Annotated in this window: 12 protein-coding genes; 4 read left to right on the top strand and 8 right to left on the bottom strand. The window is 68.7% G+C overall.

Annotated features, from left to right (window positions below; all coding sequences use genetic code 11):
* Positions 1-138: 138 nt before the first annotated feature.
* The 4 genes from J2X65_RS12270 to J2X65_RS12255 are packed head-to-tail and all read right to left on the bottom strand — an operon-like array spanning position 139 to position 3,022.
* A complete protein-coding gene (locus J2X65_RS12270) occupies positions 139-918 on the bottom strand; it encodes a MetQ/NlpA family ABC transporter substrate-binding protein (RefSeq protein ID WP_310201319.1) in 780 nt (259 codons plus the stop codon).
* Positions 919-943: 25 nt separating this feature from the next.
* Positions 944-1,624, bottom strand: a complete 681-nt coding sequence (locus J2X65_RS12265) for a methionine ABC transporter permease (RefSeq protein ID WP_404977697.1) — start codon at positions 1,622-1,624, stop codon at positions 944-946.
* Complete coding sequence (locus J2X65_RS12260) at positions 1,614-2,801, bottom strand: methionine ABC transporter ATP-binding protein (protein WP_310201317.1); 1,188 nt, start codon at positions 2,799-2,801, stop codon at positions 1,614-1,616. The genes J2X65_RS12265 and J2X65_RS12260 overlap by 11 nt, the downstream gene beginning before the upstream one ends.
* A gap of 20 nt (positions 2,802-2,821) precedes the next feature.
* On the bottom strand, positions 2,822-3,022 hold the full coding sequence (locus J2X65_RS12255; protein ID WP_310201314.1) for a hypothetical protein: 201 nt from the start codon (positions 3,020-3,022) through the stop codon (positions 2,822-2,824).
* A 435-nt stretch (positions 3,023-3,457) separates the two neighbouring features.
* On the opposite strand from J2X65_RS12255, the gene J2X65_RS12250 reads away from it, so the two are divergent.
* The 3 genes from J2X65_RS12250 (at position 3,458) to J2X65_RS12240 (ending at position 8,817) form a co-directional block, all read left to right on the top strand.
* Positions 3,458-4,276 (top strand): MetQ/NlpA family ABC transporter substrate-binding protein, encoded by an 819-nt coding sequence (locus J2X65_RS12250; RefSeq protein ID WP_310201312.1) that lies wholly within the window; start codon positions 3,458-3,460, stop codon positions 4,274-4,276.
* Between the two features lie 217 nt (positions 4,277-4,493).
* Positions 4,494-5,699: an efflux RND transporter periplasmic adaptor subunit gene (locus J2X65_RS12245; protein ID WP_310201310.1), complete on the top strand. Its 1,206-nt coding sequence runs from the start codon at positions 4,494-4,496 to the stop codon at positions 5,697-5,699.
* Positions 5,700-5,709: 10 nt separating this feature from the next.
* On the top strand, positions 5,710-8,817 hold the full coding sequence (locus J2X65_RS12240) for a multidrug efflux RND transporter permease subunit (protein WP_310201307.1): 3,108 nt from the start codon (positions 5,710-5,712) through the stop codon (positions 8,815-8,817).
* Between the two features lie 24 nt (positions 8,818-8,841).
* On the opposite strand, the gene J2X65_RS12235 is transcribed toward J2X65_RS12240, so the two are convergent.
* Positions 8,842-10,122 carry an aspartate aminotransferase family protein gene (locus J2X65_RS12235; protein ID WP_310201480.1) on the bottom strand — a complete coding sequence of 427 codons (1,281 nt, stop codon included), beginning with the start codon at positions 10,120-10,122 and terminating at the stop codon, positions 8,842-8,844.
* 183 nt (positions 10,123-10,305) lie between these two features.
* Between J2X65_RS12235 and J2X65_RS12230 the strand changes: the two genes are divergently transcribed.
* Complete coding sequence (locus J2X65_RS12230; protein ID WP_310201304.1) at positions 10,306-10,857, top strand: cupin domain-containing protein; 552 nt, start codon at positions 10,306-10,308, stop codon at positions 10,855-10,857.
* A gap of 11 nt (positions 10,858-10,868) precedes the next feature.
* Here J2X65_RS12230 and J2X65_RS12225 read toward each other — a convergent pair whose 3' ends face one another.
* The 3 genes from J2X65_RS12225 to J2X65_RS12215 are packed head-to-tail and all read right to left on the bottom strand — an operon-like array spanning position 10,869 to position 14,831.
* Positions 10,869-12,155 carry an FAD-binding oxidoreductase gene (locus tag J2X65_RS12225; RefSeq protein ID WP_310201301.1) on the bottom strand — a complete coding sequence of 429 codons (1,287 nt, stop codon included), beginning with the start codon at positions 12,153-12,155 and terminating at the stop codon, positions 10,869-10,871.
* 28 nt (positions 12,156-12,183) lie between these two features.
* Positions 12,184-13,341 (bottom strand): alpha-hydroxy acid oxidase, encoded by a 1,158-nt coding sequence (locus tag J2X65_RS12220; RefSeq protein WP_310201299.1) that lies wholly within the window; start codon positions 13,339-13,341, stop codon positions 12,184-12,186.
* Between the two features lie 23 nt (positions 13,342-13,364).
* A complete protein-coding gene (locus J2X65_RS12215; RefSeq protein WP_310201297.1) occupies positions 13,365-14,831 on the bottom strand; it encodes an FAD-binding oxidoreductase in 1,467 nt (488 codons plus the stop codon).
* Between the last annotated feature and the right edge of the window lie 33 nt (positions 14,832-14,864).

The raw sequence follows: 14,864 nt of genomic DNA, 5'->3' as shown, positions 1-14,864 counted from the left end.
CACCGCATCGCGGCTTGCGTCGGTGCGGGTCGGTCCACGGGCGAATCGTACGGCGAAGCATGGTGCAAACATGCCCGCATGCGTGCGACGGCGCCAGTGGCAGGCGGGGACGCCGGTTCACCGGCGGCCGGGAAAGCTTCACCAGGAGGTCAGCACCGAGCCCTTGAACGTCTTGTCGATGAAGGTCTTCACCTCCGGCGAGCGGTAGGAATCGACCAGCGTCTTCACCCAGGGCTTTTCCTTGTCGACGCTGCGCACGGCGATGAGGTTCACATAGGGGCCTTTGGCTTCCTCCCTGAGGATCGGGCCCTTCACCGGGTCGAGCCCGGCCGAAACCGCGTAGTTGGTGTTGATGGCGGCGGCATCGACGTCGTCGAGCGAGCGCGGGGTTTGCGCGGCTTCCAGTTCGATGATGCGCAGTTTCTTCGGGTTCTCGACGATATCGACCACGGTCGGCTTGAAGCCGACGCCGTCCTTGAGCTTGATCACGCCCTTGTCCTGCAGCAGCAGCAGCGAGCGCCCGCCATTGGTCGGGTCGTTCTGGATGGCGACGGTGGCTCCCTCCGGCACCTCGGCCCAGCTCTTCCATTTCTTGGAATAGATGCCGAGCGGGAAGTTCACCGTGAGCGCCACCGGCTCGATCCTGTAGCCGCGATCGGCTTTCTGGTTGTCGAGATAGGGCAGGTTCTGGAACGAGTTCGCCTCGATCTCGCCGGCGTCGAGCGCCTGGTTCGGCACCACATAGTCGGAGAATTCGATGATCTTGATGTCGAGCCCCTTGGCGGCGGCGACCGGCTTCACCGCCTCGAGGATCTGCGCGTGCGGGCCGGGGGTGGCGGCGACGCGGATGGTTTCGGCGTGAACGGTGCCGGCGGCGGCGAGGAGAGCGAGCGCCGCGAGGGTGGAGCGCGTAAACATGGAGGTTCTCCGGATAGGACGGGATTCAGTGGCGCCGCAGCCGGCGGTTGGCCTTCTTCGCCAGCGTCTCGCCGAGCGACTGCACGGTCTGCACGAGGACGATGAGCACGACCACCACCATCAGCATCACCTCGGGCATGAAGCGCTGATAGCCATAGCGTATGCCGAGGTCGCCCAGGCCGCCGCCGCCGACCGCGCCGACCATGGCGGAGTTGGACAGCAGGCTGACGATGGAGAGCGTGATGCCGAGCACCAGGCCGGGCAGCGCCTCGGGAATCAGCACCTTGCGCACGATCTGCAAGGGTGTCGCGCCCATGGCGAGCGAGGCCTCCACGAGGCCCTGATCAACCTCGCGCACCGCCGCCTCGACGATGCGGGCGATGAAGGGCGTTGCGGCGAGGGAGAGCGGCACGATGGCGGCGGTGGTGCCGATCGAGGTGCCGGCGACGAGGCGGGTGAAGGGGATGATCGCGACGACGAGGATGATGAACGGCGTCGAGCGGGTGGCGTTGACGACGAGACCGAGCACGCGGTTCACCGCCACCGCTTCGAACAGCTCGCCCCTGGCGCTGGTGGCCAGGAAGATGCCGAGCGGCAGGCCGGCGAGCGTGCCGATCAGCGCCGCGATGGCGACCATGTAGAGGGTCTCGAGCGTCGAGGCGACGATGAGACTGAGGATGGCCGGCGAGATCAGGTCAGAGAACATGGCCGATCACCTCGGTGGTGGCGCCGGCGGCTGCGAGCGCCGCGCTAACCGCGCCGCTTGCCCAGGCCTGCGTCGGCACGCCGACATAGAGCAGCGCGAAGGGCAGGGCGCCGATGCTGTCGATCTGGCCGCCGAGCAGCACGACGTCGATGCCGAGCTGGCGGGCGAGGCGGGTGACGACAGGCTGGCCGGCCGCCTCCCCGGTGAGGGTGAGGCGCAGCACGCTCTGGCGGGCGCCGGCGGGGTCGTCGCGCAGGCGGCCGGCGAGCGCGGCGGGGATCTCGCGGCCGGGCAGGCTCCCGATGAAGGAGCGGGCGGTGGCGGTGCGCGGATGCGCGAACACTTCCGCGACCGGGCCTTCCTCGATGATGCGCCCGGCCTCGATGACGCCGACGCGGTGGCAGACTTCCTTGATCACCGCCATCTCATGGGTGATCAGCACGATGGTGACGCCGAGCTCGGCATTCACCCGCGCCAGCAAGGCGAGGATCGAGCGCGTGGTCTCGGGATCCAGCGCGCTGGTCGCCTCGTCGGAGAGCAGCACCTTCGGATCGGTGGCCAGGGCGCGGGCGATGCCGACGCGCTGCTTCTGCCCGCCGGACAGCTCGACCGGGTAACGGTCGCGCTTGTCGGCGAGGCCGACGAGATCGAGCAGCCGCTCCACCCTGGTGCGGATCGCCGCGCGGGAGAGACCGGCCAGCTCCAGCGGCAGCGCCACATTGTCGAAGGCGGAGCGCGAGGAGAGCAGGTTGAAGTGCTGGAAGATCATGCCGATCTTCCGCCGCTCGGCGCGCAGCGCCGCCTCGTCGAGCCGGTTGATGGCGACGCCGTCGACGATCACCTCGCCACGGGTCGGGCGCTCCAGCCCGTTGATGGTGCGGATCAGCGTCGACTTGCCGGCGCCGGAACGGCCGATGATGCCGTAGATCTCGCTGCGCGGGATATCGAGCGCGATGTCGGCCAGCGCCTCCACCGCCGCATCGGAGCCGCGGGCGGGGAAAGTCTTGGCGACGTCGCGCAGCACGATGGAGGCGCCATTCCCGGCCCCACTCCGGCCGCCGTGTCCGGCGGGCTCATGCACCCGCGCGGCCCCGACCGCGCCCGACGGGAGGGGAGCGGCGAGCTCGCGGAACAGCGCCGGCGACAGCGGCGGGGCGGAGGCGTTCTGAAGCATCATGTCTATCGTGCGCGGTCGGCTCAGGCGGCGCGGGGAAGGGCCGGACCTGAGCGGGCGAGGCGCCGGCGCTCGCGGTCGAGCTTCACCCGCACGACGCCGGGCGTGAGCCCGTCGCGACGCAGGATCAGGCCGACCAGCGGGTCGGCGAGGATCTCGTCCAGGGTGGGTTCGGAAAGGTTCAACGGCGCCTCGGCGGCGCCCGAAAGGATCACGGAGCTCATGGCAGATATCCCAATGGTCGGACGCCCGCGCGGGCATCCATCAGTCTCGGCGAAGGGCGGAGAAGGGGCCTCAGGCCCGTTTGGGACGTCGACAACACATGGTCATGGCTCAGCTCCTAAGCTCGTTGCCCAACCACGAAGTCGCTCCGTGGCGCTTTAGCATTGGTGACGCGGTGCAATCTGCCGGGTGTCAAATTCCGCGATCCGACGGCTACGCCATCGAACGGAATCATATCTAGCATGCCTGCGGAAGAAGTCAACTAAACTAATAGATTACTGACTGCGCCGGCGGCGTGAGGGATGGCCGCACAATTCGTGCGCAATGCGCATAACAAATATGCATGTCTAGTATTCCATAAATTCAATAGACTATTCCATGCCGCTCCGCCTAGCTGAGGCGACCATCAGCGCCTTCGTACCTCAGGAGTGAACACCATGACTGCCCTTAACCGCCGCTGGCTCGGCCTTGGCCTCGGCGCCACGCTGGCCGCCTTCACCATCCTGCCCGCCCACGCCGACGAGAAAGCCGCCACCGACAGGATCAAGCTCGGCGTCATCGGCGGCGACGAGGAGGAGATCGCCGAAGTGGCGAAGAAGGTGGCGGCGAAGGCAGGGCTCGAGATCGAGGTCGTCACCTTCTCCGACTACACCCTGCCCAACGAAGCGCTGTCGCGCGGCGACCTCGACGCCAACGCCTTCCAGCACAAGCCCTATCTCGACGCGCAGATCGCGGCGCGCGGTTACAGGATCGTCCCGGCCGGCTTCACCATTGTCGAGCCGATCGGCTTCTATTCGCTGAAAATAAAGGACTTCAAGGATCTGCCCGAGGGCGCGCAGATCGGCATTCCCAACGATCCTTCCAATGGCGGGCGGGCGCTGAACCTGCTGGCGGCCAACGGCCTCATCACCCTGGCGCCGGGCAAGGGCCTACAGCCGACCGTACTCGACGTCACCGGCAACCCGAAGAAGGTGAAGCTGCGCGAACTGGACGCGGCGCTGCTGCCCAAGCAGCTTGCCGATCTCGACGGGGCGGTGATCAACACCAACTACGCGCTCGGCGCCAAGCTCGACCCGCGCAAGGACGCGCTGGTGCAGGAGAGCCGGACCGACAACCCCTATGGCAATTTCATCGCCGTGCGTGCCGGCGACGAGGGCAAGCCCGCGGTGGTGAAGCTGGTGAAAGCCTATCAGTCGCAGGAAGTGAAGGACTTCCTCGGCACCCGCTTCAAGGGCGCGATCCTGCCGGCGTGGTAGACCTCTGATCGGCCGGGAAGGGCCGAGCTGCAAGGCCCGGCCCTTTCGGCGATTGAGGTCCTCCGCGCAGCATTGCGGGGCGTCACCCGTACAACGCATATGCCGTAACGGGATGAATTGACGTAAGGTGCTGTAGATAAACAAGATTTAATGCAGAATCCGCCGCATCGCGGGGCACAATGGCGCAGGGGCCGAGGATGCCAGCGGAGTTGAGCGAATGGAGACTGCACCACGGCCGCCGCGAAGAGGGCGCCTTGCCGTACCCCTGCTGCTCGGCGGCGCGCTCGCGCTCGGTTGCGGCGCCTATGCCTGGCGCGAGAGCCGGGCGCAGGCGGCCCAGCCGCCGGTAGCGGCGGCGAAGGCGCCTGCCATCCGCGTGCATGTGGCGGCGGTGGAACGGCGCGACGTGCCGGTGGTGCTGGGCGGGCTCGGCAGCGTGCAGGCCTCGCAGACCGTCAACATCCATGCGCGGGTCGACGGCACGCTGCAATCGGTGAACTTCACCGAGGGGCAGAACGTGAAGGCCGGCGACGTGCTGGCGCGGCTCGACCCGCGGCTGGCGCAGGCGAGCCTCGACCAGGCCCGCGCCGCCCGCGCCAAGGACGAGGCGCAGCTGAAAGGTGCCGAGGCCGACCTCGCCCGCTACGCGCAGCTGGTGCAGAAGGACTATGCCAGCCGGCAGTCGGTGGACCAGCAGCAGGCGACGGTGGACGGGCTGAAGGCCTCCATCGTCGCCGACGACGCGGCGATCGAGACCGCGCAGGCCAATCTCGATTACACGACCGTGGTCGCGCCGGTGGACGGGCGGATGGGCATCCGCCAGCTCGACGCCGGCAACATCGTGCATTCCGGCGACGCGACCCCGATTGCCGTGCTGACCACGCTGAAGCCGATCTCGGTGGTGTTCGCGCTGCCGGAGAAGGACCTCGACGCCGTGCAGCAGGCGGCCGCGCGGGGCCCGGTAGCGGCGGTGGCGACGCGCGACGACGGCACCGTGCTCGGCAGCGGAACCCTCGCCGTGCTCGACAACCAGATCGACGCCGGCACCGCGACGCTGAAGCTCAAGGCGGTGTTCCCCAACGAGGACGAGCGACTGTGGCCGGGCGCCTTCGTGCATGTGAACCTCGCCGTGGATACGGTGAAGAACGCCCTTACCGTTCCGGTAGCGGCGGTGCAGCGCGGGCCGGACGGGCTGTTCGCCTGGGTGCTCGGCGCCGGCGACGCGGCTACGGTGAGGCCGATCGAGACCGGGCGGGTCGCCGGCGGCGTCACCGTGGTGACGCGCGGGCTCGATGACGGCGACCGCGTCATCCTCGATGGCCAGTACCGGCTGCGGCCGAATGCCAAGGTCGCCGTCGTCGGGGACATCCGCGCGCCGGCCGAGCACCTCGCCGAGGGCGAGAGTGGAAGGATCACCCAGTGAGGATCGCGCCGTGAACCTCTCGGCTCCCTTCATCCGGCGTCCCATCGCCACCTCGCTGATGATGGCGGCGCTCGCCGTGCTCGGCGTCGTCGCCTATCCGCTCTTGCCGGTGGCGCCGCTGCCGCAGGTCGACTTCCCCACCGTGCAGGTCTCCGCCAGCCTGCCGGGGGCGAGCCCGGACACCATGGCCTCGGCGGTGGCCGCGCCGCTGGAGCGGCGCTTCGGCCAGATCGCCGGCCTCGACCAGATGACCTCGACTTCGACGCTGGGCTCGACCTCGATCACCCTGCAGTTCGACCTCTCCCGCAACATCGACGCGGCGGCGCAGGACGTGCAGGCGGCGATCACCGCGGCGCAGCGCCAATTGCCCGACGACCTCTCCTCGCCGCCGAGCTATCGCAAGGTCAATCCGGCGGATAGCCCGATCATGATCCTCGCCGCCCGCTCGGACACCATGCCGATGACGGCGGTGGACGACTTCGCCGACAATGTGCTGGCCCAGCGCCTGTCGCAGGTGCAGGGCGTGGCGCAGGTGATCATCGGCGGCGAGCAGAAGCCGGCGGTGCGGGTGCAGCTCGATCCGGCGCGGCTGGCGGCGAGCGGGCTCACCTTCGAGGATGTGCGCGGCACGCTTGCCGATTCCACCGCGCTGGCGGCGAAGGGGACGATCAACAACGCGGTGCGCAGCTTCACCATCGCCGCCAACGACCAGATCGTGAAGCCGGCCGACTATGACGACGTGATCCTCGCCTATCGCAACGGCGCGCCGATAAGGGTACGCGACGTCGGCCACGCGGTGGAGGGGCCGGAGAACGTCAATGTCGCGGCCTGGAGCACCGACAAGCGGGCGGTGGTGCTGCTGATCTTCAAGCAGCCGGGCGCCAACGTCATCGAGACGGTGGATGCCATCAAGGCGACGCTGCCCCAGCTCGACGGCATCATCCCCGCCGGCATCACCATCGACACCATCGTCGACCGCACCACCACCATCCGCGCTTCGGTGGAGGACGTGCAGTTCACCCTGCTGCTCACCGTAGCGCTGGTGGTGATGGTGATCCTGCTGTTCCTGCGCAACATAAGGGCCACGCTGATCCCGGCGGTGGTGGTGCCGATCTCGCTCGCCGGCTCGGCGGCGGTGATGTACGCGCTGGACTTCAGCCTCGACAACCTGTCGCTGATGGCGCTGACCATCGCGGTCGGCTTCGTCGTGGATGACGCCATCGTGGTGGTGGAGAACATCGTCCGCCACATGGAGGAAGGCGAGCCGGCCTTCAGCGCGGCGATGAAGGGCGCGCGCGAGATCGGCTTCACCGTGCTGTCGATCTCGATCTCGCTGGTGGCGGTGTTCATTCCGCTGCTGCTGATGGGCGGCATCGTCGGGCGGCTGTTCCGCGAATTCGCCCTCACCGTCACCGCCGCCATCGCGGTGTCCGCGCTGGTGTCGCTGACGCTGACGCCGATGTTGTGCTCGCGTTTCCTCAAAGCTCCCCCGGACGGGCGTGGACGGCTCTACCGCGTCGTCGAGGCCGGGTTCGACGGCATACTCGGCTTCTACGAGCGCACGCTGGCGGTGGCGCTGCGCTTCCGCTTCGCCACGCTGATGGTGTTCTTCGCCACCATCGGGCTCACCGGCTGGCTGTTCGTCGCGGTGCCGAAGGGCTTCTTCCCGACGCAGGACATCGGCGTCATCACCGGGCTTTCCGAGGCGGCGCAGGATGTCTCCCCCGACGAGATGAAGCGCTTGCAGACCGCGCTCGGCGCGGTGATCGCCAAGGATCCGGCGGTGGCGGCCTTCGGCTCGGTGCTCGGCGCCGGCGGGGCGAACACCACCAATACCGGCCGCTTCTTCATCGCCCTGAAACCGCGCGAGGAACGCGACGCCAATGCCCGCCAGGTGATCGACCGGCTGCGGCCGAAGCTGATGCAGGTCTCCGGCGCCAATGTGTTCCTGCAACCCTCACAGGACATCACGGTGGGCGGGCGCATCTCGCGCGCGCTCTACCAATACACCGTCACCGATGTAAATCTCGACGAGCTAAACGAGTGGGCGCCGAAGCTCCTGGCCCGGCTGCGCCAGCTGCCCGAGCTAACCGACGTCACCAGCGACCAGCAGGGCAATGCGCCGCAGCTGAAGATCTCCATCGACCGCGAGCGCGCCGCCCGCTTCGGCATCCAGCCGGCGCTGATCGACGCCACGCTGAACGACGCCTTCGGCCAGCGCCAGGCGACGCAGTACTTCACCCAGCTGGATTCCTACTCGGTGATCATCGAGGCGACGCCGGAGCAGCAGAAGCACATCGGCACGCTCGACCAGATCTATGTCAAGTCGCCGGACACGGGCGCGGCGATCCCGCTCTCCACCTTCGTGAGCATCGACGCCAAAGCGGTGGGGCCGCTGTCGGTATCGCACCAGGCGCAGTTCCCGGCGGTGACGCTGTCGTTCAATCTGAAGCCCGGCGTGTCGCTGGGCGAGGCGGTGCAGGCGATCAATGCCGCCGCCGCCGAGCTCGGCGCGCCGGCGACGCTGACCGGCAGCTTCCAGGGCAGCGCGCAGGTGTTCCAGAGCGCCTTGGCCAGCGAGCCGGCCCTGATCGCCGCCGCGCTGTTCGCCGTCTATGTCATTCTCGGCGTGCTCTATGAGAGCTACATCCACCCGCTGACCATCCTGTCGACTCTGCCCTCGGCCGGCATCGGCGCTCTGCTGGCCTTGTGGGCCGGCGGCTTCGACCTGTCGGTGATCGGCATCATCGGCATCATCCTGCTGATCGGCATCGTGAAGAAGAACGGCATCATGCTGGTGGACTTCGCCATTGCCGGCGAACGCGAGCGCGGCATGACGCCGGAGGACGCCATCGCCGAGGCGTGCCGGCTGCGTTTCCGCCCGATCCTGATGACGACGCTGGCGGCGCTGCTGGCCGGCGTGCCGCTGATGCTCGGCCACGGCACCGGCGCGGAACTGCGCCAGCCGCTCGGCTACGCCATGGTCGGCGGCCTCGCGCTCAGCCAGGTGCTGACGCTCTACACCACGCCGGTGGTCTATATCTATCTGGCGCGGTTGCAGCGCCGCTTCGGGGGCGGAGCGGTACCAGCGACGGCGCAGCCCGCACCCGCCGAATGAGCGGGGGCGGGCCGTGTCGTCTGCTTACGCGGCGCGCTTGAGCGCGTCGCCCAGCATGGCGGCGAGGTCGTCGATGTGCTGCGTCTCGGCGATGAGCGGCGGCGACAGCGCGATGATGTCGCCGGTGACGCGGATCAGCAGGCCCTTCTCGAAGCAATCGACGAAGACGTCATAGGCGCGGGCGCCGGGCGCGCCCTCGCGCGAGGAAAGTTCGATGCCGGCGACGAGGCCGATAGTGCGGATGTCGACCACATTGGGCAGGCCGCGCAGCGCATGCATCGCCTCCTCCCAATGCGGGGCGAGTTCCGCCGCGCGGGTGAGCAGGCCTTCCTCGGCATAGATGTCCAGCGTGGCGAGGCCGGCGGCGCAGGCGACCGGATGGCCGGAATAGGTGTAGCCGTGGAACAGCTCGATGGCCGCCTCCGGGCCGGTCATCAGCCCGTCATGCACCTTGCGGCTGGCGAACACCGCGCCCATCGGGATGGTGCCGTTGGTGATGCCCTTGGCGGTGGTGACGAGATCCGGCGTCACGCCGAAATAATCGGTGGCGAACGGCGCGCCGAGACGGCCGAAGCCGGTGATAACCTCGTCGAAGATCAAGAGGATGCCGTGGCGGGTGGCGATCTCGCGCAGCCGCTCCAGATAGCCCTTGGGCGGCAGCAGCACACCGGTGGAGCCGGCCATCGGCTCGACGATCACCGCGGCGATGGTCTCGGCGCCATGCAGCGCGACGAGGCGCTCTAGATCGTCGGCGAGCTCGGCGCCGTGGGTCGGCAGGCCACCCTTGGTAAAGGCGTTGCGCGCCGGATCATGGGTGTGGCGCAGATGGTCGGCGCCGGGCAGCAGCGGGAAGACACGGCGATTATTGACCAGGCCGCCGACGGTGATGCCGCCGAAGCCGACGCCGTGATAGCCGCGCTCGCGGCCGATGACGCGGGTGCGGGTACCCTGGCCGATGGCACGCTGATAGGCGATGGCGATCTTCAGCGCGGTATCGACCGATTCCGAGCCGGAATTGGTGAAGAACACCCGGTCGAGCCCGCCCGGCGCGATGGCGGCGAGGCGCTCGGCGAAATCGAAGGCGATGGGATGGCCCATCTGGAAGGTCGGCGCGAAATCGAGGGTGGAGAGCTGGCGCTCGACCGCCTCGGTGATCTGCCGGCGACCGTGGCCGGCATTGACGCACCACAGGCCGGCAGTGCCGTCGAGCACCCGGCGCCCGTCGTCGCTGGTGTAGTACATGCCCTCGGCGGCGGCGAGCAGGCGCGGCGCGGCCTTGAACTGGCGGTTCGCCGTGAATGGCATCCAGAAGGCGTCGAGCGAGGGGGTGTTGGCGCGGATGTTCACGGCGGGTCTCCTTTTGCGGAGGCCGACCTTGGTCACGATGGGCAGCGCGGGACAAGTCCTTTTCTGGTGCGGATCAACATGCTGATATATAAGGGATTGAAGCTGGCGGTTTTTGATATTTGCAACGGATGAAACAGGCGGATGGTCGAGGAGGATCTCGGGGGGCGGCTCCGCTATGTCCGTCAGCTGCACAAGCTGTCGCAGCGGGAGCTCGCCCGGCGCGCCGGCGTGACCAATTCCACCATCTCGCTGATCGAATCCAACACCAGCAATCCGTCGGTGGGCGCGCTGAAGCGCATCCTCGACGGCATACCGATCAGCATGGCGGAGTTCTTCGGGTTGACACCGACGCTGCCGAAGAAGGCTTTCTACCGCGAGGACGAGCTGACCGAGATCGGCAAGGGGCCGATCTCGTTCCGCCAGGTCGGCGAGAGCGCCTTCGGCCGGGCGTTGCAGATCCTGAAGGAGTGCTACCAGCCCGGCGCGGACACCGGCATCATCCCGTTGGTGCATGACGGCGAGGAGGGCGGCATCATCCTCTCGGGCCGGCTGGAGGTGACGGTGGACGGCGAGCGGCGGGTGCTGGGGCCGGGCGACGCCTATTATTTCGAGAGCCGGCGGCCGCATCGCTTCCGCTGCGTCGGGCCGGTGCCGTGCGAGGTGGTGAGCGCCTGCACGCCGCCGACCTTCTGAGGGTTCGCGCGCTAAAGGCCGAGACGGTCCATGAGGCGGCCATGCAGCACGGCGGCGCGCACGCCGAGCGGCCAGAAGGCGTGGAAGGCGATCGGCTTCGGCTGCATGATCGGCAGATCGAGCTGGAAGGCGGCGCCTTGCAGCAGCCGGCCGGCCAGCTGGCGGGCGAGGGCTGTGCCGAGCGCCACGCCGCGGCCGTTGCAGCCGAGATAGATCAACGCGTCCGGGGAGGGCTCGTGGACGTGCGGCCAGTGATCCTTGGTCATGGCAAGCTGGCTGTTCCAGCCATGGGTCCAGCGTACGCCCTGCAACTGAGGCCAGAGTGCGACCGCGTAGTCGGTGAGATAGGCGATGGGATCGGGCGTGGCGATGGGCTGCATCGGCCCGCGCCCGCCCATCAGCAGGCGGCCCTGCGCGTCGATGCGGTAATAGACGGTGATGCGCCCGCTCTCATAGACCGAGGGGCGATCCGGCGTGATACCGGCCCGCTGGGCCGCGCTCAGGGGCTCGGTGGCGGCGATGGCGCTGAAGACCGGCACGATGGTCTGTCGCAGGCCCTTCCACAGATCGCCGGTGAAGCCGTTGGTGGCGATGAGGATCTTCTCGGCCGCCACCGTGCCGGCCGGGGTTTCGACCGACCAGCCGGACGCGGTCCGGTGCAGCGCGGTGGCTGGCGTGCCGCCATGCACGCGCGCGCCGGCGGCGAGCGCCGCGCGGGCGAGGCCGCGCGAATAGGCGAGCGGGTTGAGGTTGCCGCCGCGTGCATCGAGCATGGCACCGTGATAGGCCGGCGTGCCGGTCGCGGCCTGCGTCTGCGTGCCGTCGAGCCATGAGACCGGCATGCCGCGCGCGATGCACTGGCGGGCGGTCGCCTCCACCGCCTCGCGCGCCTTGGCGCTGCGGGCGACGCGCAGCGTGCCGCCCTTGTGGGCATCGCAGGCGATGCCGAGACGGGCGATCAGTTCGAGCGTGCGGGTCGGCGTGTCCCAGGCGAAGCTCACCATGCGCCGGCCGAGTTCGGGGCCCCAGGTCTCCTCGATGACATCGGGCTCGAATTTGAGGCCGGGATTGAGCTGGCCGCCATTATTGCCCGAGGCGCCCCAGCCCGGTTCGTTGGCCTCCAGAACCACGACATCGGTGCCGGCCTCGGCGAGATGCAGTGCCGTGGTTAGCCCGACGATGCCGCCGCCGATGATCGCCACCGAGGTGCGCCGCGAGCCGTCGAGCGGCGGGGTGTCCGGCGCCGGCGTGGCATCGAGCTGGTAGACGTTAGGGGGCAGGGGCCGGGCGAGGGTCATGGGGCGATCTTTCGGGACGACGTGGCCGTCAGCTTCTCTCGTAGGAAACGAAGGAGGAGTCGAGCGCGTCGAGGCGCGTGCAACCGAGAAGGCCGAGCGTCGCCAGCATTTCCCGCCGCAGCAGGTCGAGGACGTGGCTGGCGCCGGCCTCGCCGGCCACGGCGATGCCGTAGAGCGGGGCGCGGCCGACCAGCACGGCGTCGGCGCCGAGCGCCATGAGCTTGAGCACGTCGGTCCCGCGCCGCACGCCGCTGTCGGCGAGCACCGTGGCGCGCCCGCGCACCGCCTCGGCAATGGCGGGCAGGATGCGCACCGGCGGAACGGCGGAATCGAGATTGCGCGCGCCATGGCTGGAGACGACGATGCCGTCGGCGCCGGCCTCGACCGCGCGGACCGCATCGCCGGTGGTCAGCACGCCCTTGAGGATGAGCCGGCCGCGCCAGCGCCGGCGCAGTTCCTTCAGGTCGTCCCAGCCCAGCGCATCGGTAAGCCGGACCTCGGAGGTGGGCTTGCTGCGGGTGATGCTGGCGCGCATCCCCTCGGGATAGTGCCGGTAGGTCGGCATGCCCTCGTCGAGCAGGTAGCGCAGCAGCACCGAGACCACCCAGCGCGGATGGGTAAGCATGTCGAGCCCGCCGCGCAGGCTGGCGCGGATCGGCACAGCATAGCCATTGCGGATATTATACTCGCGGATCGGGTTGGCGACGGTGTCGACGGTGAGCACCAGCGTCTCGATGCCGCTCGCCCAGGCGCGGTCGATCAGCGCATAGGAGAGATCGCGCGCCTGCCACATATAGAGCTGGAACCACAGGCGGGCCCGGCTTTCGGTGACGATGCGCTCCAGTTCGGTGATCGATTCCATGGCGATGGTGAAGGGGATGCCGGCCTTGGCGGCGGCGCGGGCGAGTTCGATCTCGCCCTGGTGCCAGGCGAGGCCGGCCGCCGCTGTCGGGGCGATGACCAACGGCAGCGACTGCTCGTGCCCGAAAAGCCGCGTCGACAGGTCGCGCCGGGAGACATCGACGAGCACGCGCGGATGGAACAGCACGTCGTCGAAGCCGCGCCGCAGCCGGGCGAGGCCGACCTCGTCCTCGGCGCCACGGTCGATATAGTCGAAGATGCCGCGCGGCAGGCGGCGGCGCGCCAGCCTGCGGACATCCTCGACATTGAGGGCGGTGGACAGCATGACGGGTTCCTCGCCCGGCCGGATCAGACGGCCGCGTCGGGCAGGAAGAGCTTGCCGGGATTCATGCGGCTTTCCGGGTCGAGCACTGCCTTGATCTGCCGCATCAGCGCGAGCTCGGCCGGATTCTTGGTGCGGGCAAGGCGCTTGCGATAGGTGGTGCCGACCCCGTGCTCGGCGGTGATCGAGCCGCCGAGCTCCATCGCCACGTCGTCGATGATGACGTCGATGGCGTCCGAGGCCGCCTCGAACGCCTCGGAGGTCGCGAAGCGCTCATGCGGGAACAGCACCACGACGTGGATGTTGCCGTCGCCGATATGGCCGACCGCCATCACATTGGCGTCGGGATAGGCCTTGAGCACGCCTTCTTCCACGCGCCGGACGAAGGCGGGCTGCTCGGCAACCGGCACCGAGGTGTCGTGCGACATGGTCTTGCCGGCGAGCTTGAACTCGCCGGTGACGCCATGGCGCAGCTTCCAGATCGCCTCTTCCTGCGCGAGGCTGGCGGCAATGGTGGCGTCGCTGATCAGTCCGGCCTCGAAGGCCTCGGCGAGGAAGCCTTCCATCGCCGCGCCGAGCGGGGCGTCGGGCTGGGAATCCCCGGCCTCGATCAGCAGGTACCAAGGCGACTTCTGCGCGAAGGGCATCACCGTACCCGGCACGTAGCGCAGTACGAAGTCCATATAGGACGAGCCGATGATCTCGAAGCTGGAGATGCGTTCGCCGAACACCGCGCGGGCGCGGGCGAACAGGGTCAGCGCATCCTCGACGCTTTCGAGCTGCATCATGGCGATGGAGCGCGAGCGGATGGCCGGGAACAGTTTCAGCACCGCCGCCGTGACCACGCCGAGCGTGCCTTCCGCGCCGATGAACAGCTGCTTGAGGTCGTAGCCGGCATTGTCCTTGCGCAGCCGGCGCAGCCCGTCGAGCACGGTGCCGTCAGCGAGCACCACTTCGAGGCCGAGCACCAATTGGCGCATATTGCCATAGCGCAGCACGGCAATGCCGCCGGCATTGGTGGAGATGTTGCCGCCGATCTGGCAGCTGCCCTCGGCGCCGAGGCTGAGCGGGAACAGTAGCCCCTCCTTCGCCGCCGCGCCCTGTATGTCGGCGAGGATGCAGCCGGCGTCGACCGTGATGGTCTCGTCCGCCGGCGAGACGGCGCGGATGCGGTTCATGCGATCGAGCCGCAAAACCACGGCGGGGCGCGGCTCCAGCGGGGTGGCGCCGCCGCACAGGCCGGTATTGCCGCCCTGCGGCACGATGGCGACGCCGGCTTCAGCGCAGGCCTTCACCAGCTTCGCCACCTCCTCGGTCGAGGCCGGCCGCAGCACCGCCAGCGCCTTGCCGTGGTAGCGGCCACGGTGGTCGGTGAGGAACAGCGCGGTATCGGCGGCGTCGGTGAGGACATAGCGCTCGCCGACAATCGCCTTCAGCTCGGCGAGGAAGGCGTCGTTGGAAGATGCGTCGGCGGGGCAGGCGTCGGCGGACATGGCATTCGTACCGGATGGGCGGCGGGGGAGGCA

The sequence above is a fragment of the Ancylobacter sp. 3268 genome (genome assembly GCF_031456575.1).
Classification (GTDB): Bacteria; Pseudomonadota; Alphaproteobacteria; order Rhizobiales; family Xanthobacteraceae; genus Ancylobacter.
The sequence above is the reverse complement of the archived record's forward strand: the minus strand, read 5'-3'. Positions and strand labels throughout refer to the sequence as shown.

Bases quoted from the DNA above. Each gene is read 5' to 3' on its own strand.
- J2X65_RS12270 (WP_310201319.1), bottom strand. From the start codon at position 918: ATGTTTACGCGCTCCACCCTCGCGGCGCTCGCTCTCCTCGCCGCCGCC.
- J2X65_RS12265 (WP_404977697.1), bottom strand. From the start codon at position 1,624: ATGTTCTCTGACCTGATCTCGCCGGCCATCCTCAGTCTCATCGTCGCC.
- J2X65_RS12260 (WP_310201317.1), bottom strand. From the start codon at position 2,801: ATGATGCTTCAGAACGCCTCCGCCCCGCCGCTGTCGCCGGCGCTGTTC.
- J2X65_RS12255 (WP_310201314.1), bottom strand. From the start codon at position 3,022: ATGAGCTCCGTGATCCTTTCGGGCGCCGCCGAGGCGCCGTTGAACCTT.
- J2X65_RS12250 (WP_310201312.1), top strand. From the start codon at position 3,458: ATGACTGCCCTTAACCGCCGCTGGCTCGGCCTTGGCCTCGGCGCCACG.
- J2X65_RS12245 (WP_310201310.1), top strand. From the start codon at position 4,494: ATGGAGACTGCACCACGGCCGCCGCGAAGAGGGCGCCTTGCCGTACCC.
- J2X65_RS12235 (WP_310201480.1), bottom strand. From the start codon at position 10,122: ATGCCATTCACGGCGAACCGCCAGTTCAAGGCCGCGCCGCGCCTGCTC.
- J2X65_RS12230 (WP_310201304.1), top strand. From the start codon at position 10,306: ATGGTCGAGGAGGATCTCGGGGGGCGGCTCCGCTATGTCCGTCAGCTG.
- J2X65_RS12225 (WP_310201301.1), bottom strand. From the start codon at position 12,155: ATGACCCTCGCCCGGCCCCTGCCCCCTAACGTCTACCAGCTCGATGCC.
- J2X65_RS12220 (WP_310201299.1), bottom strand. From the start codon at position 13,341: ATGCTGTCCACCGCCCTCAATGTCGAGGATGTCCGCAGGCTGGCGCGC.
- J2X65_RS12215 (WP_310201297.1), bottom strand. From the start codon at position 14,831: ATGTCCGCCGACGCCTGCCCCGCCGACGCATCTTCCAACGACGCCTTC.